Origin of the sequence: Enterobacter cloacae complex sp. IR53030 (genome assembly GCF_049238365.1) — a bacterium.
Taxonomy (GTDB): domain Bacteria; phylum Pseudomonadota; class Gammaproteobacteria; order Enterobacterales; family Enterobacteriaceae; genus Enterobacter; species Enterobacter kobei.
This window is the reverse complement of the sequence record NZ_JBMKHA010000014.1, coordinates 53,375-76,612: the sequence shown is the minus strand read 5'-3', so window position 1 is coordinate 76,612 and position 23,238 is coordinate 53,375. Positions and strand designations below refer to the sequence as shown.

The window sequence follows — 23,238 nt, the reverse complement described above, 5'->3', positions numbered from 1 at the left end:
CTTTCTACAAACGTTTTTTGAGAAGTTCGATGCAAAATCCGCTTATAAAACACCCTCTTTGCGGGTTTTACATGCGAATTGCGTGTGATTTGTGCAAACGATAAAAGCTTTTGGAAAATTGTTTGACTTATAAGTCCCAGAAAGTAATATATGCGCCACGCAGCGACGAGAAGCTCTTAACGAGTTACTCGAAGCACTCGAAAGAGGCGTTGTGTGGTGAGGTGGCCGAGAGGCTGAAGGCGCTCCCCTGCTAAGGGAGTATGCGGTCAAAAGCTGCATCCGGGGTTCGAATCCCCGCCTCACCGCCATTTTGCATCCGTAGCTCAGCTGGATAGAGTACTCGGCTACGAACCGAGCGGTCGGAGGTTCGAATCCTCCCGGATGCACCATCTATTACTTCATATTGCTTTCGAAGTGATATGAATATCGAGCAGTACAGTAGTAAATCCCGATGCATCCGTAGCTCAGCTGGATAGAGTACTCGGCTACGAACCGAGCGGTCGGAGGTTCGAATCCTCCCGGATGCACCATTTACTATTTCTGAAAGCAGTTCCCTGATGCATCCGTAGCTCAGCTGGATAGAGTACTCGGCTACGAACCGAGCGGTCGGAGGTTCGAATCCTCCCGGATGCACCATTTACTATTTCTGAAAGCAGTTCCCTGATGCATCCGTAGCTCAGCTGGATAGAGTACTCGGCTACGAACCGAGCGGTCGGAGGTTCGAATCCTCCCGGATGCACCATTTACTATTTCTGAAAGCAGTTCCCTGATGCATCCGTAGCTCAGCTGGATAGAGTACTCGGCTACGAACCGAGCGGTCGGAGGTTCGAATCCTCCCGGATGCACCATATTCTCCGAGATAACAGCCATACTGTTGTTTCAAGTTCTGCGAATGAATCGCGAGCACCAGGGAGGATAACGTTGCTTCAGCAACGGCCCGAAGGGCGAGGCGCAGCCGAGTAATCCTCCCGGATGCACCATTTACTGTTTCTAAAAGCATTTCCCTGATGCATCCGTAGCTCAGCTGGATAGAGTACTCGGCTACGAACCGAGCGGTCGGAGGTTCGAATCCTCCCGGATGCACCATCTTCTCCTTCTTTGTTTATTCCTTCGACGTTCCCTCAGCAATGACACTCGCAATCAGCGACAAAAACCACCATTTACGATAAAGTAATGCTTTGTTAATCGTTTAGCGAGAGCACGATGTACGCACAGTATGACGGTTTGATCTTCGATATGGATGGCACCCTGCTGGATACCGAACCCACGCATCGTCAAGCCTGGACCGAGGTCCTGGGCCGCTACGGTATGCGTTTCGACCTGCAGGCGATGATAGCCCTCAACGGATCCCCAACCTGGCGTATTGCGCAGGCCGTGATTGAACTGAATCAGGCCGATCTCGACCCCTACCTGCTTGCGCGCGAAAAAACCGATGCGGTTAAAGCCATACTGTTAGACACCGTACAACCTTTACCCCTTATCGACGTGGTTAAAGCGTGGCACGGACGTCGCCCTATGTCTGTCGGCACGGGCAGCGAGAGCGCGATTGCAGAAGCCTTGCTCAACCATCTTGGCCTGCGCCACTATTTTTCAGCTGTCGTCGCTGCCGATCATGTTAAGCGTCACAAGCCAGCACCGGACACCTTCCTGCTCTGCGCAGAATTAATGGGCGTACCGGCGGCAAAATGCGTCGTGTTTGAGGATGCCGATTTTGGTATCCAGGCCGCACGTGATGCCGGAATGGATGCGGTGGATGTGCGCTTACTGTGAGTGACGCATTGTCACTTGCCTCATTATTCGCCAGCAGTTTTTTAAGCGCCACGCTGTTACCGGGAAATTCGGAAGTGGTGCTGGTGGCGATGTTGTTGTCCGGCGTCAGTCAGCCCTGGCTACTTGTATTAATAGCAACAATGGGTAATAGCCTTGGAGGGCTGACTAACGTTATTCTTGGGCGTTTCTTTCCGCTGCGCAAAACGTCGCGCTGGCAGGAAAAGGCAGTTGGCTGGCTAAAACGCTATGGCGCTGCCACGCTGTTATTAAGCTGGATGCCTGTAATAGGCGATTTACTGTGTCTGCTGGCGGGATGGATGCGCATCTCCTGGGGACCGGTGCTCTTTTTTTTATGCCTTGGCAAGGCGTTGCGCTATGTTCTCGTGGCGTGGGCAACACTACAGGGTATGACGTGGTGGCACTAATTGGTGGAATGAATACGCGACCTTCAATCGTCAACCATTACAATTATGCTGAGTAACATTACTTTGACAGGCGGGAGGTCAATTTGATCCCGGACGTATCTCAGGCGCTGGCCTGGCTGGAAAACCACCCTCAGGCTCTGAAGGGTATTCAGCGTGGTCTTGAGCGTGAAACGCTGCGCGTTAACGCGGACGGTAGCTTAGCGACGACGGGTCACCCGAAGGCGTTAGGCTCGGCGCTGACACATAAATGGATCACAACCGATTTCGCTGAAGCGCTGCTGGAGTTCATCACGCCGGTGGACGGCGATATTGATCACATGCTGACAATCTTGCGCGATATTCATCGCTATACGGCGCGCAATCTTGGTGACGAGCGTATGTGGCCGCTCAGCATGCCGTGCTATATCGAACAGGGCCAGGAGATTGAGCTGGCGCAGTACGGCACGTCAAATATCGGTCGGCTGAAAACGCTCTATCGTGAAGGTCTGAAAAATCGCTACGGCGCATTGATGCAGACCATCTCTGGCGTGCACTACAATTTCTCGCTGCCGATGGCGTTCTGGCAGGCGAAAGGGGGAGAAACGGACAAAGAAGCGATCTCAGCCGGGTATTTCCGTCTGATCCGCAACTATTACCGTTTCGGCTGGGTGATCCCGTATCTCTTTGGCGCGTCACCTGCCATTTGCTCTTCGTTCCTGCAGGGGAAACCCACCACGCTGCCGTTCGAAAAGACTGAGTGCGGCATGTACTATCTCCCGTACGCGACGTCTCTTCGCATGAGCGATCTGGGCTATACCAATAAATCGCAAAGCAATCTCGGTATTACGTTTAACGAATTGCACGAATATGTGGCAGGATTGAAGCGGGCGATCAAAACCCCGTCGGAAGAGTACGCGAAAATCGGCCTCGAAAAAGACGGCAAACGCCTGCAAATCAACAGCAACGTGTTGCAGATTGAAAACGAACTGTATGCGCCGATTCGTCCTAAGCGCGTGACGCGCAGCGGTGAAACCCCGTCGGATGCGCTACAGCGCGGCGGCATTGAATACATTGAAGTACGTTCGCTGGATATCAACCCGTTCTCACCGATTGGCGTTGATGAGCAGCAGGTTCGCTTCCTGGATCTGTTTATGGTCTGGTGTGCGCTGGCGGATGCGCCGGAAATGAGTGCAGACGAACTGCTTTGCACCCGTACAAACTGGAATCGCGTGATTCTGGAAGGGCGTAAGCCGGGTCTGACGCTGGGTATTGGCTGCGAAACGGCACAGTTCCCGCTGACCAAAGTGGGTAAAGATCTGTTCCGTGACCTGAAGCGTGTTGCCCGGACTCTGGACAGCATTGACGGCGGCGACGCCTACCAACAGATCTGCGACCAGTTGGTAGAGTGCTTCGATAACCCGGAACTGACATTCTCAGCACGCATTCTGCGTTCTATGATTGATCAGGGCATTGGTGGTACCGGGCGTGCACTCTCCGCGGAGTACCGTGAGATGCTGATGCAGGAGCCATTACAGATCCTGCGCGAAGCGGATTTTGAAGCAGAACGCGATGCGTCCGTGGTGCGTCAGAAAGAAGTTGAAGCGGCGGATACGGAGTCGTTTGAAGCGTTTCTGGCGAAACAGGCTTGAACCAAAAGAAAAAGGCCACATCGCTGTGGCCAAAATATACATCTCTGAATTCAGGGATGATGATAACAAATGCGCGTCTTTCATATACTCAGACGCGCATTGTGTAGAAGAGTTCAGTTTATTTTAAAAAAAATCACTATCGGAGGTGACGTATGCCGTTATTAGATAGCTTTACTGTCGACCATACCCGTATGGAAGCACCTGCAGTCCGCGTGGCAAAGACCATGCACACCCCGCACGGCGACACAATCACCGTCTTCGATCTGCGCTTCTGCGTGCCGAACAAAGAAGTGATGCCAGAGAAAGGCATTCACACGCTGGAGCACCTGTTCGCCGGATTTATGCGCGACCACCTGAACGGTAACGGCGTTGAGATTATCGATATCTCTCCGATGGGCTGCCGTACCGGTTTCTACATGAGCCTGATCGGTCAGCCGGAAGAGAAACGCGTTGCAGACGCGTGGAAAGCAGCCATGGAAGACGTGCTGAAGGTGAAAGAGCAGAACCAGATCCCAGAGCTGAACGTTTACCAGTGCGGGACTTACCAGATGCACTCTCTGGAAGAAGCGCAGGACATCGCTCGTCACATCATCGAGCGTGATGTTCGCGTGAACAGCAACGAAGAGCTGGCCCTGCCGAAAGAAAAACTGCAGGAACTGCACATCTAGTGCACCTTTTCCCTCTCCCTCCGGGAGAGGGTAGGGTGAGGGTTGTTTAGCCCATGACCACAACCTCAACGTTCTCCTTTACCCATCGTCCCCTTGTTCCGTTTGCCCATGATTACGTTCATGGCGACAGTGAGCCATGGCACCAGCACGATTGCGCGCAGCTGCTGCACAGCCTGACGGGCGTCGTGCGGGTCGAAACGGCATCTGGCTGTTGGGTGGTACCCCCCGGACGCGGCGTCTGGCTTCCTGCGGGGACACAACACGCCCTGCGCATCACCGGTAGCGTAGCGGCGCGGACGCTGTTTATTGATCCACTGGCGCGAGCCGATCTCCCGGCCACGTGCCAGATCGTGCAGATCTCGCCCCTGTTGCGCGAGCTGATCCTCTCCGCCCTCTCACTGCCTGAATCGTACTCACCGGGAAGCCGTGACGAGCGCGTGTATGAACTCATTCTGGATGAGCTTCGCATCATGCCGGTGCTGCCGTTTCATCTGCCGGAGCCGGAAAGTGAACCGTTACGCCAGCTGTGCCGACAGATCCGTCAGTCGCCAGGAGAGAGCTGGAACAGTCAACAGAGCGCGAGCGCGCTTGGCATGAGCGAGCGCACGCTGAACCGTCATTTTCAGCAGCAGACGGGATTACGCTACAGCGAGTGGGTGAGAAGGGCGCGGCTGCTGGAAGCCTTAGTGCGGCTGGCGCAGGGCCAGCCGGTATTAGGTGTGGCGCTGGATCTGGGTTACGGCAGCCACAGCGCCTTTACGGCCATGTTCCGCCGGGTGATGGGTATCTCACCCAGCGATTATTTTAAGAACGACTGACCGCATTAAAGAGCGCCTGAAGCGATGCGCGTGCAACGTCGCTATCAATGCCTACGCCCCAGCGGCTGGTACCGTCCTGGAACAGACAGCGAATGTATGCCACCGAGCGGCTGTCGCTGCGTTCACCCAGCGTGTGTTCGTGATAATCCTTAATTACAAACGGCGCGTTGATCCAGCGGCTCAGGCCATGAGCGGCAGCGGACAGCAAGCCATTCCCGTGTCCCTCAAGCTGACGCGTCCCCCCCTGCGTTGTGACGCTTGCCGTTAAACGCAACTGGCCATCCTGCTGACTGTCGCTGCGGTACGATTGCAGCGCAAACTGCGGTGTTTCCACCAGACCGTAGCGGGTGCGGAACAGCTGCCACAGTGCATTTTGCGTCATCTCTTTTCCGTGGCGGTCGGTTTCCTGCTGCACGTGCTGGCTGAAATCCTGCTGCAGGGCGCGGGGCAGTTTCAGCCCATGATTTTGCTCGATAAGCCACGCGCTACCGCTTTTCCCTGACTGGCTGTTCACGCGGATCACCGCTTCATAGGTGCAGCCGATATCCTGAGGGTCAACAGGCAGGTAGGGCATCTCCCAGCGCTCGCCAGGCTTGCGGGCATCAAAGCCTTTTTTGATCGCGTCCTGGTGCGAACCGGAGAAGGCGGTATAGGCCAGCCGTCCTGCCCACGGATGGCGCGGGTGTACCGGCAGCTGGTTGCAGGTTTCCACCACTTCCACCACCCGGTTCATATCGCTAAAGTCCAGGTCGGGGCTAACGCCCTGGCTGTAGAGGTTCATCGCCAGCGTCACCAGGCAGACGTTGCCCGTCCGCTCGCCGTTACCAAACAGACAGCCCTCGACGCGGTCAGCCCCGGCCATGACGGCCAGCTCCGCGCTGGCGACGCCGGTGCCGCGGTCGTTATGCGGATGCACGCTGATGCAGACGTCGGCGCGGCGGCTGAAGTGACGGCAGAAATATTCAATCTGATCGGCATAGACGTTTGGCGTACTGACTTCAACGGTGGCCGGTAAGTTGATGATCATCGGACGCGCATCGCACGGCTGCCAGATCTCTGCCACGGCCTCACAAATTTCCAGCGCAAACTCCGGCTCGGTAAAACAGAAGGTTTCCGGTGAATATTCATACTGCCAGTGGGTATCCGGGTTCTCTTCACACAGCTGACGAATAAGGCGGGTGGAGCGCGTAGCCAGCTCGACGATTTGCGCCTTCTCCATGCCAAACACCAGACGACGGAACAGCGGGGCGGTGGCGTTATAAAGATGTACCGTGGCCTGCTTTGCGCCGCGCAGGGACTCAAAGGTGCGGACGATCAGATCTTCCCGCGCCTGCGTGAGCACCTGAATGGTGACGTCATCCGGGATGCGGTTCTCTTCAATCAGCTGGCGAACAAAGTTGAAGTCCGTCTGTGAGGCGGAAGGAAAGGCGACCTCAATCTCCTTAAAGCCGCAGCTCAGCAGAAGTCCCCAAAACTGGAGTTTGCGGGCGCTGTCCATCGGCTCGGCCAGCGCCTGGTTGCCGTCGCGTAAGTCGGTTGAGAGCCAGCGCGGCGCGCGGGTGATGCGCTGCTCCGGCCAGCGGCGATCGGGCAGAGAGAGAGTAGGGTAAGGCGTGTATTTGTCTGCGGGTGTGTTCAGCATGGTGCGCTCCTGTTGTCTTTTCACTATCGTGACGAGATTTCAGGCGCGCTGCTTTATCGGAAATGACAATTGCTATCGCGTTTTGGACAACCGGGCCTACGGATGGCGGCCCGGTTATCGTAGGCCGGGTAAGGCGTAGCCGCCACCCGGCAACCGCCGCAGAGGACTAGTGCGCGCCACCGCCCCCGCCACCGGCACCAAACGGTGGTCTGGCAAACCACACCAGCCCCAGCAGGACGATGAAGATCCCTGCCGAAATCCAGAAAATCTCGTTGGCCGAGATAATCAGTCCCTGGCTGGTGATCTGCTGGGCAATCCAGCCGGATGCCTGCTGCTCCGTCATCCCCATGCCCTGCAGCTGGCTGTACATCTGCTGGGCATTCGGGTTGTACGGATTCACCGCTTCGGTCAGCTGGGCATGGTGCATCGATTCACGGTTCGTCCACAGGGTGGTGGTGATCGACGTCCCGATGGAGCCCGCCAGCGTTCGGGTGAAGTTCGACAGGCTCGACGCCGCCGCCAGACGCTCAGGGGGTAAGCCGGAGAGCGTGATGGTGGTTAGCGGCATAAAGAAGCACGCGACCGCGAAGCCCTGAATAAACTGCGGCCACGCCGAGGCGCCAAAGTCCATTCCTGGCTCGAAGGTATACGCACGCCAGTAGAAGCACACCGCGTACATGATGAAGCTGAACGTCACCAGACGACGCATGTCGAGCTTATGGGCGAAGCGGCCAATGATCGGCGACAGCAGGACCGGGATCACCCCAACAGGTGCAGACGCCAGCCCCGCCCAGGTTGCGGTATAGCCATACACCTCCTGCAACAGCTGTGGCAGCAGAACAATCGCGCCGAAGTAGAGCATATAGGCGAGGCTGATACACAGACAGCCGATGGTGAAGTTTCGCGACTTAAACAGCGAGAGATCGACTATCGGGTTGTCGTCCGTCAGCTCCCAGACAATCAGGAAGCTGAGCGACACCACCGCGACAATGGTCAGGATGACGATCTCCTGCGAGTTGAACCAGTCGAGCTCTTTACCCCGGTCGAGCATGATCTGTAGGCTACCGATACCCAGGATCAGCAGCGCCAGCCCGATGCTGTCAATACGCCGCTGTTCGGTGCGCGTCTCTCGTCCCCGCAGCGATTGCAGCGTCATTAATACCACGACGGCGCCAATCGGTACGTTGATGAAGAAGATCCAGCCCCAGTGATAGTTATCGCTGATGTATCCGCCGAGAATGGGTCCGCAGATAGGCGCGACGATCACGGTCATTGACCAGAGCGCCAGCGCGACGGAGCGTTTCGCAGGGGGATAGTTGCTCAGCAGCAAACTCTGGGAAAGCGGGATCAGCGGCCCGGCGACAATCCCCTGAATGACGCGGAAGAAAATCAACATCGTCAGGCTGTTTGACATGCCGCATGCCCAGGAGGCCAGCACAAACGCCACCGTAGACCACAGGAACAGCTTCACCTCACCGACACGCTTTGCCAGCCAGCCGGTGATCGGAATGGAGATGGCGTTTGCCACCCCGAATGAGGTAATGACCCAGGTCCCCTGGCTCAGCGACGAGCCAAGGTTACCGGCGATGGTCGGGATCGCCACGTTTGCGATGGTGGAGTCCAGCACCTGCATGAATGTCGCCAGCGACAGCGCAATGGTCATAATGACCAGCTGCGCGCCTTCCAGCGGTTTTTGCGGCTTTTGCTGTTGCATAACGCTCACCTTCGGATTAACCGGCGTTTGCCTTCACGATGTCATCGATCAGCTTGTTGACCGGATCGAGGCTAATTTCACGGGCGTTACTTTCATAAGCCGGGCTGCTACGCACCTGGCTTGCCAGGATCTGACCGTCGCGGTTCGCGGTGTCAACCGTCACAAGCGTTGAGAGGCCGATACGCAGCGGGTGATCCGCCAGCTGTTTTGCATCCAGTTCAATACGCACAGGCAGACGCTGAACCACTTTGATCCAGTTACCGGTGGCGTTCTGCGCAGGCAGCAGGGAGAAGGCGCTGCCGGTACCCATGTCCAGGCCAACCACTTTCCCGGTGTACTTCACGTCATCGCCGTAGATGTCGCTGACAACCGTCGCGGTCTGGCCGATACGCATATGGGCAAGTTGCGTCTCTTTAAAGTTAGCGTCTACCCACAGATTGTCTGCCGGAACGACCGCCATCAGCGGCGTGGTCGGGCTGATCTGCGCCCCAGGCTGAACGGAACGGCGGGAGACATAGCCGGTCATCGGGCTGACGATTTTGGTACGCTGCAGGGCTAGCCATGCGTTACGCACTTCAGTCGCCGCCTGCTGCACGGCGGGCTGGTTTTCAAGGCTGGTGCCCAGCACCATTGCCTGGTTGGCATTGTACTGTTGAATCGCCACATCCAGCTGCGCCTGAGCGCTGGCAACGGCATCGCGGGCGTGTTGCAGCTCTTCACGGCCAATCAGGTTGGCGGTGCCGAGCGGTACGCGGCGGTTGAGGTCGCTCTGCGCCTGGGCGAGTGCAGTTTTCTGCACGTCGATATTGGCCTGCAGCTGTTTGCTGTTGATCATCAGCTGGCGGGTCTGACGAACGCTGGAGGCCAGCGCGGTCTGGGCTTTCTCAAATGCCTGCTGCGCGTCAGTCGGATCGAGGGTGACCAACACATCGCCTTTTTGCACAAAGTCGGTATTGTCAGCCCAGACTTTCGTCACGCTGCCCGACACCTGCGCCATAATCTGTACCTGGTTCCCTGCCACGTAGGCGTCGTCTGTCTCTTCAGCATGACGCAATACTAAAAACCAATAGATCCCATATGCCACGGCAATAATAATAAAGAGCAAGGTCAACAGAAGAAGGGCACTTTTACGTTTGCCTTTCTTGTTGGCCGGTTGCTGCGGGTTAGTGCTCTCCGCATTTGCGCTCATTGTTGTTCTCCACGATCTTCTTATTTTCACATCGGCTGAGCCGACCTGTTGTCAGAAAGGCCAGCAGTGTGACGTGCTGGCCTGTCGGTTTTCTTATGAATCTGGATTGTTGAGCGTGTCGTCGCGTTAGCGCAGCGCCTCAAGAATGGCGCCATCTTCATCCATCTGATCCAGACGGGTGAGCAGCTTGCGCGTGATGTGCTCAAGCTGGTCGCGCTCGGCGGTGCTGAGGGCAGACCAGAGTTTGTGCAGGCAATTGTGCTGAGGTGGCAGTACCTCACGCAGGAATTCGTGACCTTTGTCGGTCAGTTGCAGATGCAGGCAACGACGATCGTTGTCGCTTTCACGGCGTTCAATCCAGCCGCGCTTTTCCAGCTCATCGGCAATACGGGTTGCGTTGGTACGGGAAGAGCCCAGCGCGCAGCTCAGCTCAGAAGGCTGAATACTGTGGTTTTCCTGAGACTCCAGCGTAATCAACGCCATAAACAACGTCTCGTTAATCCCTTGAGCTTTCAGCATCTTATTACGGTTTTCCAGAAGCTTACCCTGCATGTGCATGCACAGGCGAGTCAGCAGGATTTCCTGATACGGGAAGTCCTCATGGCGACTGGCGCGGAATTTAAGCATTTGTTCAATGGGCGTAAACGAACTATCCATTTGGGCATAACCTCATTAATTACAGCCGATATAGTAACGACAGTGACAAATAATGTAAATGAATTATTTGTGCGGTTATATCCGCCAAATGAATGTCACCGTCAGAAAGCGCCGGGTAAGTCCGTGACCCGGTGAGCACAGAAAGAGTAGGGTGTGAACCCGTAGAAGAGAGGATGTGAGGACGGGGGTCTGAACTATTCATGCCAATTGTAGATATGTCACCCACATTAAAATTTCTGGGATAAATGATTACGTTTACATTAACAGACTGCAGGGCCCCTTTATACCCTAAGAGGCCCAAAGCAATGTAAAACTTAGTGAATCGCCTCCTGGCGATGGTAGCCGCGCCACCATACAAGAAGGTTGAGCGCGGCAACGATGGCCCCAATCCCACACACGCCCGACCAGCCGGCATGCTGCCACGCCGACGCTGAAATTAATGAACCAGCAGCACCACCAATGAAGTAGCTGGTCATGTATCCGGCGGTGAGGCGGTTACGCGCTTCGGGTTTCACGCGATAAATCACGGTCTGATTAGTAATGTGGACACCCTGTACGGTGAGGTCGAGTACCAGAATACCGACGATCAGCGCCAGCACCGAGACGTGTCCATACCAGATCGCCGCCCAGGAGAGCAGGAGCAAAACCAGCCCGGCGGTGGTGGTCAAATGTGATTTGCCTTTGTCGGCCAGCCCACCCGCCGGACGCGCACCCAGCGCGCCCGCAGCACCGGCCAGGCCGAACAGACCAATGACGCCTTCAGAATAGTTAAACGGCGGTGCCGCGAGCAGAAACGCCATTGAGGTCCAGAGAATACTGAAGTTGGCGAAGGTCAAACATCCAAGCAGAGCGCGGGTGCGCAGGAGTTTATCCTGAGTGAACAGGCTGAACACGGAGGCCAGAAGCTGCGGATAGTTAAGGTGGTTCTCTTGCTTCACCTTCGGCAGGCCGCGCCACAGCGCCAGCGCCATCACCACCATTAACACGCTCGCCACCCAATAAACGGTGCGCCAGCCGCCGAGGCTTGCCAGTAGTCCTGCCACGGTACGCGCCAGCAAAATCCCCAGCAGCAGGCCGCTCATGATGGTGCCCACTACCTTGCCACGTTTGTCCGGTGAGGCCAGCGTCGCGGCGAGGGGTACCAGGATTTGCGCGACGACGGAGAACAGCCCTGTCAGCGCGGTACCGACGATCATCATCGTCAGCGACTGGCTGCTGGCGGTGATCAGCATGCCACCTGCCGCCAGCAGCGTCATCGAAACAATCAGCATCCGGCGTTCAAACATATCGCCAAGCGGCACCAGGAACAGCAACCCGGCGGCGTAGCCGAGCTGTGCCGCCGTCACGATGAAGCCAGCGGAACTGGCAGAAAGGTTGAACGCGCGGGCGATGGTGTCGAGAAGGGGTTGCGCGTAATAGTTGCTGGCGACGGCCAGACCCGTTGCCACGGACATTAAAAGGATAAGTGCGGGGCTAAGCCCTGGAGTTGTTTTTGTCATGAGTTTCAGGAATCGTTCGTTAAGTGATTATTTTTCCGGAAACCATAATAGCGAATGATTGTTAAGGTGGGGGGATTGTTGGGTGATGGATTGTGCGGTTTAGGGGGATCGTACGGTCTGGTGCCCCCTCACCCCGGCCCTCTCCCCAAAGGGGAGAGGGTTAGGGTGAGGGGTAAGGCTTTGTGCTTTACTTCTGCGCCGCAAGCGCCTCTTTCACCCAGCCGTCAAACTGCTGCTGGTGGGCTTTGATCCAGCCGTCGACGTGACCTTTGACATCCGCTTCAGACGATTTGCCCGCATGCATCATGGCGTTCTGAGCATTGATATCCGCCAGCGGCAGTTTCATTACCGAGAACAATTTTGCTGCCGCCGGGTTTTTCTCGGCCCAGGCTTTGTTCGCCACAATATGCATGGTATTCACCGGGAAGCCGTAGTTCATGCCGTTCGGCAGTTTGGTGTCGATATCCTTCTGCTCGCCCGGCAAGGAGGAGAATGGCACCTGCAGCCACACCACGTCTTTACCCGGCTTCAGCACGTCGCTCACCCAGTACGGCGTCCAGGTGTAGTAGATCACCGGTTTACCCTCTTTGAACCGGGCAATGGTGTCGGCCATCATCGCCGAATAGTTACCGTGGCTGACATCAACCGTCTTCGCCAGGTCATAGGCTTTGTTCTGGTGATTAATCACCGCTTCACAGCCCCAGCCCGGTGAGCAACCCATCATGTCGGCTTTACCGTCACCGTTGGTGTCGAACAGTTTGGCGATCTTCGGATCTTTCAGCTGTTCAATATTGGTGATGTGGTACTTATCGGCGGTTTTCTTGTCGATCAGATAACCCTGCGCTGCACCGGTTACGAAGGTGCCTTCACGATAGAATTTCTTGTCGCCACCGGCGGCGGCATACATATCGTCGTGCAGCGGCTGCCAGTTCACCGCGGTAAAGGTGGCATCACCGGAGGCAATCGAGGTGTAGCCCACGTTGTAATCCACTTCGCTCGGCGTGTTGACCGTGTAGCCCAGTTTTTCCAGGGCTCGGCTGACGATGAGCGTCTGGAAGCTCTCTTCCGAAATGGTGCTCTGCACCGGCTGCACGGTGATGCCTTTACCCGGCAGGTCAGCTGCAAACGTGCTGGTGGAGACAAGGGTGGCAAACGCTGTGGCAAAAAGTACGTTATGTCGCATCGTTGTTCCTTATTTTGATTTCGTGAAAGGGCGAGTGAATAACCCGACAGGGCCGGTGGTATACCAGCGACGGTTGCCGCGACTGCGTGAATCACGACCGACAGCCTGTGTCAGGCGGTCAAGAATAATGGCGAGGATCACAATGCCCACGCCGCCTACGGTAGCCAGCCCCATGTCGAGACGGCCAATACCGCGCAGCACCATCTGGCCCAGACCGCCCACGGCGATCATTGAGGCAATGACCACCATCGACAGCGCCAGCATCAGCGTCTGGTTAACGCCTGCCATGATGGTCGGCATCGCCAGCGGGAGCTGGACCTTAAACAGCATCTGACGCGGGCTGGCACCAAACGAGCGTGACGCTTCGATCAGATCGGCCGGCACCTGGTTAATGCCCAGGATGGTCAGACGAATAATCGGCGGCAGGGCGAAGATAATGGTTACCACCACGCCCGGCACGTTACCGATACCGAACAGCATTACGATAGGCACCAGATAGACGAATGCCGGTGTGGTCTGCATCGCATCCAGCAGCGGACGAATGATCTTCGCCGCCCGCGGGCTACGTGCCAGCCAGATCCCCATCGGCAGGCCGATGACAATACAGAAGAGCAGGGCGGTCAGCACCAGTGCCAGGGTGATCATCGCCTGCGACCAGGCGCCAATGGCGCCAATGGCAATCAGCGAAATCAGCGTGGCGATCCCCATTCCTGCGCTACCGAACTGCCAGGCGATCAGCGAGAACAAAACGATCGCGACCGGAGCTGGCATACCGAGCATCAGCTGCTGGAAGCCGTTGAGGATGTAATCCACCGGGACGCGGATCCCCTGAAAGAGCGGACGAAAATGCGTTACTACCCAGTCGATCCCCTCCGTGACCCAGCTATCGAGTGGGATCAGCGTTTTATGGAACGGATCCATAATGTTGAAGTGTTCTGGCGCAGGCGCAGGTGCGCTGTTGAGCCAGTCCGCCGCGCCACCGCCATCGGCAGGTGCTGGCGTGGAGCCCCACGCATCGGCAGATTGCGCAGCGCTGTCCGCTGCTTCAGTGGTGCCCCACGGGTTAGATTGATCGGTCATTGTTTGCTCCCTCGCGATCTAAAGCCTGCAGCAACATGCGTTTTGAGATGATGCCGACGTACTGTTGTTCTTCCCCGACGACCGGAACGGCACACGGTGCCTGGCCGACGTGGGAGAGCAACTCGCTGAGCGGCGTTTCGGCGTCCACGGCAAGGGGAGCGTCGATTAACGCCGCATCGATTCCCTGATTTTCGCTAAGGGCGGTTTTCAGGGAGTCGATGGAGACAATGCCGACAAATTTATTGCCGCGTTCAACCAGATAACCGTATTCACGGTCTTCGTCCTGCAGAAGCTTAAGCGCGGAGCGTGGGCCGAAACCTGGCGTTTTACGGATAATGCCGTTTGGCGTTCGACGGGCAATATCTTTCGCGCTAAACACATGGCTAATATCCACGCCGCGGAAGAAGGTACGCACGTAATCATTTGCCGGATTATTCAGTATTTCATCCGGCGTGCCGACCTGCACCACCTCACCATTTTGCATAATCGCAATGCGGTCGCCAATACGCATGGCTTCATCTAAATCATGGGAAATAAAGACAATGGTTCGCTGATGTTTTGCCTGTAATTTTACCAGCTCATCCTGCATCTCGGTGCGAATTAACGGGTCGAGCGCGGAGAAGGCTTCATCCATTAATAATATGTCTGGATTAATGGCTAATGCGCGGGCTAAACCCACACGCTGACGCATCCCGCCGGAAAGTTCATCCGGGTAGGCGTGAGCATAATTTTCGAGCCCAACCTGACGCAGCGCATCAAGCGCTTTTTCCTGACGTTCTTGCGCAGCAACGCCCGCTAATTCCATACCGAAAGCGGCATTATCCAGCACCGTCATATGCGGCATTAGCGCGAATGACTGGAACACCATTGCAATCTTCTTTCTGCGCACCTCGCGGAGCTCTGCGTCTGATATTCTGGCGATATCCACGCCGTCAATCAGCACCTGTCCGCGGGTGGGTTCAATCAGGCGATTGAGAAGGCGAACCATAGTGGATTTACCCGAACCGGATAACCCCATGATGACAAAAATCTCGCCTTCTTCAATGGCCAGACTGGCGTCTTTAACGCCAAGCGATAGCCCGGTTTTTTCCAGAATTTGCTCTTTCGTAAGGCCTTTTTCAATATATTTGAATGCGCGCTGTGGATGCTCGCCAAATACTTTATAAAGATTTTTCACTTCTAATTTAATTGCCATGCAATAGAGAGTGTCCTGTTATTTGTTTATGCCAATATGATTACCATGGTAAATTGTTAACGGGCATAACCCTAACATACTGAGAATCTGAGACAACCCTGCGTTTGCTTATGGTGGGGATTTTCAGGTAAGCGAAACGGCTGAATTTCCCATGAGTAAAGGGCTGAGCGTCATTTGAGTTTTTCTTAAATTTTTGCTGCTGAATCGGGGAATTTCGCCTGAATCGGTATGATTCAGGCGAATATGACGGAGGAATTACAGTGTAGTTCCCAGGGAAATATTCTGGTAGAAATAAAGGGATTTATATTTAATTAATGAACGTTAATTCACTCATTAAAAATCCCAGTCTTCGTCTTTCGTCTCCACCGCTTTGCCCATCACATACGATGAACCGGACCCGGAGAAGAAATCGTGGTTTTCGTCGGCATTAGGCGACAGCGCCGCCAGAATTGCCGGGTTCACTTCCGCCATCTCCGGCGGGAACAGCGCCTCGTAACCAAGGTTCATCAGCGCCTTGTTGGCGTTGTAGCAGAGGAACGCTTTGACGTCTTCTTCCCAGCCCGTTCCGGCGTACAGCTCTTCGGTATAGCTCAGCTCGTTATCGTACAGATCCATCAGCAAATCGAGCGCAAACCCTTTTAGTTCATCGCGTTTTTCCGTACTGATTTTCTCCAGACCTTTCTGGTATTTATAGCCGATGTAATACCCGTGCACCGCTTCATCCCGAATGATGAGCCGAATCAGGTCGGCGGTGTTGGTGAGCTTGCCCCGGCTCGACCAGTACATTGGCAGCCAGAAGCCAGAGTAGAAGAGGAAGGATTCCAGAAACACGCTGGCGACCTTCTTTTTCAGCGGCTCGTCGGCCCGATAATACTCAAGCACCAGCGCAGCCTTGCGCTGCAATGACGCGCTCTCTTCACTCCAGGCGTAAGCCGCATCCACGTCTTTGGTCTGGCACAGCGTGGAAAAAATCGAGCTGTAAGAGCGGGCGTGCACCGCCTCCATAAAGCTGATGTTCGACATCACCGCCTCTTCATGCGGTGTCAGCGCGTCAGCCATCAACGCCGGGGCACCAACGGTGTTCTGGATGGTGTCCAGGAGCGTCAGGCCGGTAAAGACGCGGATCGTCAGCTTTTGCTCGGCGTGGCTCAGGGTTTGCCAGGCCGGAATATCATTGGAGAGCGGGACTTTTTCCGGCAGCCAGAAGTTGCTGGTCAGGCGGTTCCATACCTCCAGATCTTTATCGTCCTGGATTTTGTTCCAGTTAACGGCATTCACGCGTGACAGTTTCATCCTTTCTCCTTACAGCGCGCAGGACACGCAGCCTTCGATTTCGGTGCCTTCCAGCGCAAGCTGGCGCAGGCGAATGTAGTAAAGCGTTTTGATGCCTTTCTTCCAGGCGTAGATCTGCGCTTTGTTGATATCCCGCGTGGTGGCGGTATCCGGGAAGAAGAGCGTCAGCGACAGCCCCTGATCCACGTGTTTTGTCGCTTCGGCGTAGGTATCGATGATTTTTTCCGGGCCGATTTCATACGCATCCTGATACAGCGCCAGGTTGTCGTTGGTCATAAACGGGGCAGGGTAGTAAACGCGTCCGGTCTTGCCTTCCTTGCGAATTTCAATTTTCGACACAATCGGATGAATGCTCGACGTGGCATGGTTGATATACGAGATAGACCCGGTTGGCGGCACGGCCTGGAGGTTCTGGTTATAGATACCGTGGCGCATCACGTCATCACGCAGCTGCTGCCACATCTCGCGCGTCGGCAGGGTTATCCCCGCGCGGGCAAAGAGATCGCGCACTTTTGCGGTTTTCGGCTGCCACTCACCTTCAAGATACTGGCTAAAATATTCCCCGCTGGCGTAGCGCGACTGTTCAAATCCCGCGAACCGCTGGTTGCGCTCGCGCGCCAGCATCATTGAGGTGTGCAGCGCATGCCAGGTAATGGTATAGAAATAGAGGTTAGTAAAATCCAGCCCTTCCGGACTGCCGTAGGCGATGCCTTCGCGTGCCAGGTAGCCGTGAAGGTTCATCTGCCCCAGGCCGATAGCGTGCGATGCTGCGTTACCCGCTTCGATGGAGGGCACGCTGCGGATGTGGCTCATGTCCGATACCGCCGTCAGTCCGCGAATGGCCGTCTCCACCGTGCGGCCGACGTCAGGGGAATCCATGGTGTGGGCGATATTCAGCGACCCGAGGTTACAGGAGATATCCTTGCCGATAGCCGCGTAGTCCAGGTTCTCGTCGTATGTTGACGCGCTGTTGACCTGCAAAATCTCCGAGCACAGGTTGCTCATGTTGATGCGTCCGGCAATCGGGTTCGCGCGGTTTACCGTATCCTCGTACATGATGTACGGATAGCCAGACTCAAACTGGATTTCTGCCAGCGTCTGGAAGAAATCGCGGGCGTTGATGGTTTTTTTGCGGATGCGCTCGTCGGCTACCAGCTCCTCGTAGCGCTCGCTGATGGCTACGTCGCCAAAGGGTTTGCCGTAAATACGCTCAACGTCATACGGCGAAAAGAGCGCCATCTCGGCATTCTCTTTTGCCAGTTTAAAGGTGATATCCGGGATCACCACCCCCAGCGACAGGGTTTTGATACGGATTTTTTCGTCGGCATTTTCGCGTTTGGTATCCAGAAAACGCAGAATATCGGGATGATGCGCGTGCAGGTAAACCGCCCCGGCGCCCTGGCGTGCGCCAAGCTGGTTGGCGTAGGAGAATGCATCTTCCAGCATCTTCATCACCGGGATCACGCCGGAAGACTGGTTTTCAATGCGCTTGATCGGCGCGCCCGCTTCACGCTGGTTCGAGTCCATAAACGCCACGCCGCCGCCGCGTTTGGAAAGCTGACGCGCCGAGTTTACCGCACGGCCAATCGACTCCATATTGTCTTCGATGCGCAGCAGGAAGCAGGAGACCAGCTCGCCGCGCTGGGCCTTACCGCAGTTGAGAAACGTTGGCGTGGCGGGCTGGAAGCGCCCGGCGAGGATCTCCTCCATCAGCCGTTCAGCCAACGCTTCATCGCCCTGGGCAAGGGTCAGCGCCACCATCACGACGCGATCTTCAAAATGTTCCAGGTAGCGTTTACCGTCGAAGGTTTTCAGGGTGTAGCTGGTGTAATACTTCCACGCGCCGAGGAAGGTCTGGAAACGAAAACCGCTCGCATGCGCGCGCTCGAAAAGCTTCACCACGAAGGCGCGGTCGTAGCGGGTCAACACGCGCTCCTCGTAATAGCCCTCTTTAACCAGAAAATCGAGGCGTTCCTGCTGGCTGCCAAAAACGACGCTGTTTGGACGGACGTGGGCGGCGAAAAAGGCCTCCACCGCCTCATGATCTTTGCCAAACTGAATGCGCCCCTCCCGATCATAGAGGTTAAGCATTGCGTTTAATGCGTGGTAATCAGGTGTTGCCTGGATTATCCGTTCTGCGGTTGTCGTTGCCAAAATTCGTTCACTCCTTTTCGCACATTTTCTACGTCCTGCTGTGTCCCCATCAGTTCGAAGCGATAGAGATACGGCACGCCGCATTTTTGAGAGATGACATCCCCGGCGCGGCCAAAGGCATCGCCGAAATTGCGATTGCCTGCCGCGATCACGCCACGGATAAGCCTGCGGTTATGCGGATCGTTAAGAAAGCGGATCACCTGGCGAGGCACGGCGCCTGCCGTACCGCCACCGCCATAGCTGGGCACCACCAGAATGTAAGGTTCGTCTACCTGAATACGTTCCCGCTCATTAAGCGGAATACGCACCGCAGGCAGCCCGACGCGCGCGATAAAGCGAAGCGTGTTTTCCGAGCTGCTGGAGAAGTAGACCAGCCCACTCATGCGCTGGCGGCCTGGGCGCTCAGACGGTTAATCATGTCCGGGCGAAAGCCGGACCACCGGGTTTCACCGGCAATGACCACCGGGAGCTGACGGAATCCCTGCGCCCGCAGGGTCTCAGCGGCCTCAGGCTGCTGGTCGATATTCACCATCTCAAAAACCATTCCACGGCTTTCCATCGCCCGTTTGGTGGCGTGGCACTGAACACAATTGTTACGAGTGTAAATAATAATGCTCATGATTCGTATTTCCATTTAAAATGAGAGAGCGGCGCGAATCATCGCGTCAGGTTGTGTGTGTCTTGCTAAAGGGGATACTAGATGTAGTTATCTTAAGTTTCAACCATACAAGATATGGGAAATTCAGATTGATGTTGCCCTGGTGATGAGCTCAGCGGGGCAGGGCGGGCTGCACGGGTTTTTCAAAGGATAAGGCAAAGAAAAGCCCCGGCGCCTGAGGCCACCGGGGCTGATGAGAAGCCGCACTTATTTTCGCAGGCTGAGCAGGGCGCCGACAAAGATGCCGACCGCTGCGACCGTTCCCAGCGTACAAAGTGGCTTTTCACGTACGAAGGTCGTTGCACAGCTTGCCATGTCGCAGGCAGCCTGCGTGGCGCGTGAACGTCCGTTCATTCTGGCGCGGGTTTCACGGAGCAGAGACTGAGCCTTACGTTTTGCGGCATCCGCTTCGTCCTTCGCGTCAGATCCCCAGGACTTCAGCACCTCTTCCAGCGTGTCCGCTAATTGGCTGACATCATTACGAATATCCTGCGCGTCGTCGTTAATATCGTTTCGGTTCGGTCTGTTAAACATACGATCCTCCGTAAATTTGCGTTCCCGATCAGTTTAGTTCAGAAATTTAATATCTGAAGCGCGTCACGCGTTATCCGGCAGTTTATGGACTATTCTGAAAGCCCTGCTAATGCTGAATACTGTAAGGTTGCCGGGCAGGAAAAGATAACGAGGAAAAGATATGTATTTACGACCTGACGAGGTGGCACGCGTTCTTGAAAAAGAGGGATTCACCATGGATGAGGTGACGTCAAAAGCGTATGGATATCGCCGCGGTGAGAATTATGTGTATGTTAATCGTGAAGCCAGAATGGGACGTACCGCTCTCATTATTCACCCGACGCTGAAAGACAGAAGTCTGTCATTTGCTGAGCCTGCCTCGGATATTAAAACCTGCGATCATTATCAGCAATTCCCGCTCTATTTAGGCGGAGAAACGCATGAACATTATGGTATTCCGCATGGCTTCAGTTCGCGCATGGCGCTGGAGCGGTTTCTGAAGGGACTGTTTGGCGACGTACAGTAAACTGGCGACTGGCATTCGCCAGTCGCTTCACATCACGCTTTCGCCTGGCTGTACTGACTGACTTTGAACAGACGGCGACAGTAGTCGAGGAAATAGCCGTATACGGCGCCCATCAACATCGAAATAACGATATTCGAACTGACCGCCGCGACGATCTGGTGCCAGTCTGCGCCCACGGTTAACAGAATAGCCACATATACCGGAGACTGGAACGTCACATAAGCCAGCACGTCCGCCAGGTTTTTTACCCAGCCTGCGGGGCTGATACGACGGGCGAAACGCATGACCGCATCGCGGTATAATCCGTATGGCCATGCGATAATAATGTTGACCGGGATGGCCACCAGACGCGAAGAAAGTGACTGCTCAAAGGTCATTCCTGAGAGGAATATTTCAATCAGCATGTTCACGACGGAACAGTAAACAACCATCGCAAAAGTATCCGCCACAGCGTGGCGCAGGCGAGATTGCGGCGAGAACATGTCTGAACTCCTCGAGAAGAACACAGTGGAAACGATTCCCTTCGGCGATTAGTGCTTTAGGTTGCTTTGTTTGACGTGTATAGCGTATCTCTCTGTGTTTGAACTAACAACTAGTGATTAATTTTTATTTAATCGCCTTTTGTCCACAAAATTCTCTAAAATTGGGTGTTTTTTGTTCTGCTCGTTATAATCTGTCTTGTTAAGGTGCTTTTTCATAAAAAACAAAGACTTGATTTTCGAGGCGGCCAGGGTGAGTCATCCTTGTCTGGATGGCGGCGCAGTATGCTGTAATTTGAATTAAAGTTGACCATTTATATTGATGTGGTGATTAGATTCGCACCAGGCTCGCCGGCATCCTGCGTTATTATTAACGTTAATATTTAAATATATTTACACTGATGCCCCTGCGGACCCTTGGGTAGATATTCTGGTCGAAATGAATTATTCTGTGGGTGATTTATCTATTTACCCCAAAGAAAAGGTTTTCAAATAATATGTCTTTGACGTTACAGAATCTTAATAATATCCGAACCCTGCGCGCGATGGCGCGTGAATTATCCCTGGACGTTCTTGAGGAAATGCTGGAAAAGGTCAGGGTCGTTACTGAAGAGAAACGCAGTGAGCTGGCGGAATTAGAGCAGCAGCGTGCTGAGCAGCAGGAGAAAATTAATGCCCTGCTGGAGCTGATGAAAGCCGATGGTATTTCACCGACCGATCTGCTGGGTTCCGAGCTGGCGCAGACGGGTAAACCGACTAAAAAGCGTAAACCGCGTGAAGCGAAATATCGCTTTATTGATCAGAACGGTGAAGAGAAAACGTGGACCGGCCAGGGCCGCACGCCGAAGCCTATTGCCAGCGCGCTGGCAGAGGGTAAAACGCTGGATGATTTTCTGATCTAATGCGTGAGCCGGGCGGTAATCGCCGCCCGGTTGTTTGTTCAGCAGACGCCGAAATCACCTTCTTCACTATACGGCGCCAGATCGGCCGCTTTCAGGGTATATTTTTCGCCTTGTTCATTACTGGCCTGAACCGCCACAACGCTTTCACCATTCACTTCGAGCACTTTCAGCTTCGGGCCGCCTTTACGCGGTTGCACATAATCACCGACAGAAAACATATTACCTCCTCATCGTTTAAGCGATCTTCACCTTAGCCCACGTATGACGCCGGGTACAGTGACTTTCACAGATTACTGCTTATGAGGTACGCCGGTTCCATGGCATCACCTTGAGCAGTCTCGCCATACCGCAAAATCCCGTTACACCGGCGAACAGCAGCCCGGCGCCCACAAAACCGCTGAGCAGGAAAAAGCCGCTGGAGACGCTATAGCCCAGCACCACGCCGCAGAGAATCAACAGCCCGGCCGCGATTTGCACCTGACGCATCAGCGGGAGAGGCTGGGATTTATCTTCAACGGTCAGCAGCCCGGCCTGCTTCCAGCCCTGAATGCCCCCCTCGACCACAAATGCCTGAGCGGGTGACGCCGCCTGGGCCAGGCGGTCAGCATTCCCGGACGTCCTGGCACCGGACTGACAGTGAAAAAGCACTATTTCACCCGCCCGTGCGTTAAGTCCGCCGGGTAAGGTGGCTAGCGGTACTGACTCTGCCCCGGAAATATGCTCGCGGGCATATTCGTCGGTATCACGAATATCTATGAGTCTGGCGCCCTCGGCTACGCGGGCTTTGGCCTGTTGCGGTGTAATCAGCGGAAGTGACATGGCGACTCCTTACGGACAATAAAGGGTTTTCAGGGTGCTGATGAGCTGAAGCACCGCATCGTTTTTAATGAAATAAAGAATGCGCTGCGCCTCACGGGTGCTGTCGATAAGTCCTTCCTCACGCATACGCGCCAGATGCTGCGACGTGGCGGAAGGGCTCAGCCCGGTGGCACGCGCCAGGTCGCCCGCACGGGTGCCGGGAGCTCCGCATAATGTGCAGAGGATCAGCAGCCGACGTGGATTACTCATCGCTTTCAACAGGGCGGCGGCCTGCTCAGCGCTGGCCTGGAGTTGTTCAAGTTCAGTCATTTTAGTTTAGCATTTCCTTAATTAAGTAAATTCTAAACTATTACGGTGCGTTACACCACTGCCAAAAGCGTAAAAGAGGGTAAATGGGACGGGTCTGGATGGCAGAAGCCGATAAAC

The 23,238-nt window shown here is 55.2% G+C and carries 24 protein-coding genes and 7 tRNA genes; 14 read left to right on the top strand and 17 right to left on the bottom strand.

The annotated features are described in order from the left end of the window. The first annotated feature begins 215 nt into the window (after positions 1-215). From ACOTXR_RS15225 to ACOTXR_RS15170, 12 genes are all read left to right on the top strand, one after another. A tRNA-Ser gene (locus ACOTXR_RS15225) sits at positions 216-308 on the top strand. Between the two features lie 4 nt (positions 309-312). Beyond that, positions 313-389, top strand: a tRNA-Arg gene (locus ACOTXR_RS15220). Between the two features lie 64 nt (positions 390-453). Beyond that, positions 454-530, top strand: a tRNA-Arg gene (locus ACOTXR_RS15215). A 29-nt stretch (positions 531-559) separates the two neighbouring features. After that, positions 560-636, top strand: a tRNA-Arg gene (locus tag ACOTXR_RS15210). A gap of 29 nt (positions 637-665) precedes the next feature. Then, positions 666-742, top strand: a tRNA-Arg gene (locus ACOTXR_RS15205). Between the two features lie 29 nt (positions 743-771). Next, a tRNA-Arg gene (locus ACOTXR_RS15200) sits at positions 772-848 on the top strand. Between the two features lie 161 nt (positions 849-1,009). Next, positions 1,010-1,086, top strand: a tRNA-Arg gene (locus ACOTXR_RS15195). 117 nt (positions 1,087-1,203) lie between these two features. Then, complete coding sequence (gene yqaB, locus ACOTXR_RS15190; RefSeq protein ID WP_014884975.1) at positions 1,204-1,770, top strand: fructose-1-phosphate/6-phosphogluconate phosphatase; 567 nt, start codon at positions 1,204-1,206, stop codon at positions 1,768-1,770. Further along, a complete protein-coding gene (locus tag ACOTXR_RS15185) occupies positions 1,767-2,195 on the top strand; it encodes a YqaA family protein (RefSeq protein ID WP_014884974.1) in 429 nt (142 codons plus the stop codon). The genes yqaB and ACOTXR_RS15185 overlap by 4 nt, the downstream gene beginning before the upstream one ends. 83 nt (positions 2,196-2,278) lie before the next feature. Continuing rightward, positions 2,279-3,823, top strand: a complete 1,545-nt coding sequence (gshA, locus tag ACOTXR_RS15180; protein WP_023331146.1) for a glutamate--cysteine ligase — start codon at positions 2,279-2,281, stop codon at positions 3,821-3,823. A gap of 152 nt (positions 3,824-3,975) precedes the next feature. Beyond that, positions 3,976-4,491 carry an S-ribosylhomocysteine lyase gene (gene luxS / locus ACOTXR_RS15175; protein WP_014884972.1) on the top strand — a complete coding sequence of 172 codons (516 nt, stop codon included), beginning with the start codon at positions 3,976-3,978 and terminating at the stop codon, positions 4,489-4,491. 53 nt (positions 4,492-4,544) lie between these two features. Then, entirely contained in the window at positions 4,545-5,309 is a 765-nt protein-coding gene (locus ACOTXR_RS15170; RefSeq protein ID WP_014884971.1) for an AraC family transcriptional regulator, read from the top strand. On the opposite strand, the gene leuA is transcribed toward ACOTXR_RS15170, so the two are convergent. From leuA to ACOTXR_RS15105, 13 genes are all read right to left on the bottom strand, one after another. After that, positions 5,296-6,951, bottom strand: a complete 1,656-nt coding sequence (leuA, locus tag ACOTXR_RS15165; RefSeq protein ID WP_050862079.1) for a 2-isopropylmalate synthase — start codon at positions 6,949-6,951, stop codon at positions 5,296-5,298. The two genes, ACOTXR_RS15170 and leuA, sit on opposite strands and share 14 nt — an antisense overlap. Before the next feature lie 166 nt (positions 6,952-7,117). Further along, the gene (emrB, locus tag ACOTXR_RS15160) at positions 7,118-8,665 is read right to left on the bottom strand and encodes a multidrug efflux MFS transporter permease subunit EmrB (RefSeq protein ID WP_014884969.1); all 1,548 of its coding nucleotides are present in this window, start codon (positions 8,663-8,665) and stop codon (positions 7,118-7,120) included. Positions 8,666-8,681: 16 nt separating this feature from the next. Further along, complete coding sequence (gene emrA / locus ACOTXR_RS15155; RefSeq protein ID WP_014884968.1) at positions 8,682-9,854, bottom strand: multidrug efflux MFS transporter periplasmic adaptor subunit EmrA; 1,173 nt, start codon at positions 9,852-9,854, stop codon at positions 8,682-8,684. A 126-nt stretch (positions 9,855-9,980) separates the two neighbouring features. Then, positions 9,981-10,511, bottom strand: coding sequence for a transcriptional repressor MprA (gene mprA / locus ACOTXR_RS15150; RefSeq protein ID WP_014884967.1), 531 nt, complete (start codon positions 10,509-10,511; stop codon positions 9,981-9,983). Positions 10,512-10,825: 314 nt separating this feature from the next. Then, positions 10,826-12,010, bottom strand: a complete 1,185-nt coding sequence (locus ACOTXR_RS15145; RefSeq protein WP_014884966.1) for an MFS transporter — start codon at positions 12,008-12,010, stop codon at positions 10,826-10,828. A gap of 187 nt (positions 12,011-12,197) precedes the next feature. Next, positions 12,198-13,193 carry a glycine betaine/L-proline ABC transporter substrate-binding protein ProX gene (gene proX, locus ACOTXR_RS15140; RefSeq protein WP_023331143.1) on the bottom strand — a complete coding sequence of 332 codons (996 nt, stop codon included), beginning with the start codon at positions 13,191-13,193 and terminating at the stop codon, positions 12,198-12,200. Positions 13,194-13,202: 9 nt separating this feature from the next. After that, the gene (gene proW, locus ACOTXR_RS15135) at positions 13,203-14,273 is read right to left on the bottom strand and encodes a glycine betaine/L-proline ABC transporter permease ProW (protein ID WP_014884964.1); all 1,071 of its coding nucleotides are present in this window, start codon (positions 14,271-14,273) and stop codon (positions 13,203-13,205) included. Next, the gene (proV, locus tag ACOTXR_RS15130; RefSeq protein WP_014884963.1) at positions 14,257-15,468 is read right to left on the bottom strand and encodes a glycine betaine/L-proline ABC transporter ATP-binding protein ProV; all 1,212 of its coding nucleotides are present in this window, start codon (positions 15,466-15,468) and stop codon (positions 14,257-14,259) included. The genes proW and proV overlap by 17 nt, the downstream gene beginning before the upstream one ends. A 333-nt stretch (positions 15,469-15,801) precedes the next feature. Next, on the bottom strand, positions 15,802-16,761 hold the full coding sequence (nrdF, locus tag ACOTXR_RS15125) for a class 1b ribonucleoside-diphosphate reductase subunit beta (RefSeq protein ID WP_058690786.1): 960 nt from the start codon (positions 16,759-16,761) through the stop codon (positions 15,802-15,804). Positions 16,762-16,770: 9 nt separating this feature from the next. Further along, complete coding sequence (gene nrdE, locus ACOTXR_RS15120) at positions 16,771-18,915, bottom strand: class 1b ribonucleoside-diphosphate reductase subunit alpha (protein WP_421767050.1); 2,145 nt, start codon at positions 18,913-18,915, stop codon at positions 16,771-16,773. Then, on the bottom strand, positions 18,888-19,298 hold the full coding sequence (gene nrdI / locus ACOTXR_RS15115; protein ID WP_058690784.1) for a class Ib ribonucleoside-diphosphate reductase assembly flavoprotein NrdI: 411 nt from the start codon (positions 19,296-19,298) through the stop codon (positions 18,888-18,890). Before nrdI ends, nrdE begins: the two co-directional genes overlap by 28 nt. Beyond that, positions 19,295-19,534, bottom strand: coding sequence for a glutaredoxin-like protein NrdH (gene nrdH / locus ACOTXR_RS15110; RefSeq protein ID WP_014884959.1), 240 nt, complete (start codon positions 19,532-19,534; stop codon positions 19,295-19,297). The genes nrdI and nrdH overlap by 4 nt, the downstream gene beginning before the upstream one ends. Positions 19,535-19,780: 246 nt before the next feature. Next, positions 19,781-20,107, bottom strand: coding sequence for a DUF883 domain-containing protein (locus ACOTXR_RS15105; RefSeq protein WP_023308924.1), 327 nt, complete (start codon positions 20,105-20,107; stop codon positions 19,781-19,783). A 160-nt stretch (positions 20,108-20,267) separates the two neighbouring features. Between ACOTXR_RS15105 and ACOTXR_RS15100 the strand changes: the two genes are divergently transcribed. Continuing rightward, complete coding sequence (locus tag ACOTXR_RS15100) at positions 20,268-20,612, top strand: DUF2002 family protein (RefSeq protein ID WP_006811693.1); 345 nt, start codon at positions 20,268-20,270, stop codon at positions 20,610-20,612. Between the two features lie 32 nt (positions 20,613-20,644). On the opposite strand, the gene alaE is transcribed toward ACOTXR_RS15100, so the two are convergent. Further along, a complete protein-coding gene (gene alaE / locus ACOTXR_RS15095) occupies positions 20,645-21,094 on the bottom strand; it encodes an L-alanine exporter AlaE (protein WP_023331140.1) in 450 nt (149 codons plus the stop codon). A 494-nt stretch (positions 21,095-21,588) separates the two neighbouring features. Between alaE and stpA the strand changes: the two genes are divergently transcribed. Next, positions 21,589-21,993 (top strand): DNA-binding protein StpA, encoded by a 405-nt coding sequence (gene stpA, locus ACOTXR_RS15090; RefSeq protein ID WP_023337683.1) that lies wholly within the window; start codon positions 21,589-21,591, stop codon positions 21,991-21,993. A 38-nt stretch (positions 21,994-22,031) separates the two neighbouring features. On the opposite strand, the gene ACOTXR_RS15085 is transcribed toward stpA, so the two are convergent. The 3 genes from ACOTXR_RS15085 to ACOTXR_RS15075 all read right to left on the bottom strand — a co-directional run bounded on the left by ACOTXR_RS15085 (position 22,032) and on the right by ACOTXR_RS15075 (position 23,121). After that, positions 22,032-22,211 (bottom strand): hypothetical protein, encoded by a 180-nt coding sequence (locus tag ACOTXR_RS15085; protein WP_014884955.1) that lies wholly within the window; start codon positions 22,209-22,211, stop codon positions 22,032-22,034. 79 nt (positions 22,212-22,290) lie between these two features. After that, on the bottom strand, positions 22,291-22,812 hold the full coding sequence (locus ACOTXR_RS15080) for a rhodanese family protein (protein WP_014884954.1): 522 nt from the start codon (positions 22,810-22,812) through the stop codon (positions 22,291-22,293). A 9-nt stretch (positions 22,813-22,821) separates the two neighbouring features. Beyond that, complete coding sequence (locus ACOTXR_RS15075) at positions 22,822-23,121, bottom strand: ArsR/SmtB family transcription factor (protein ID WP_014884953.1); 300 nt, start codon at positions 23,119-23,121, stop codon at positions 22,822-22,824. Positions 23,122-23,238 lie beyond the last annotated feature (117 nt).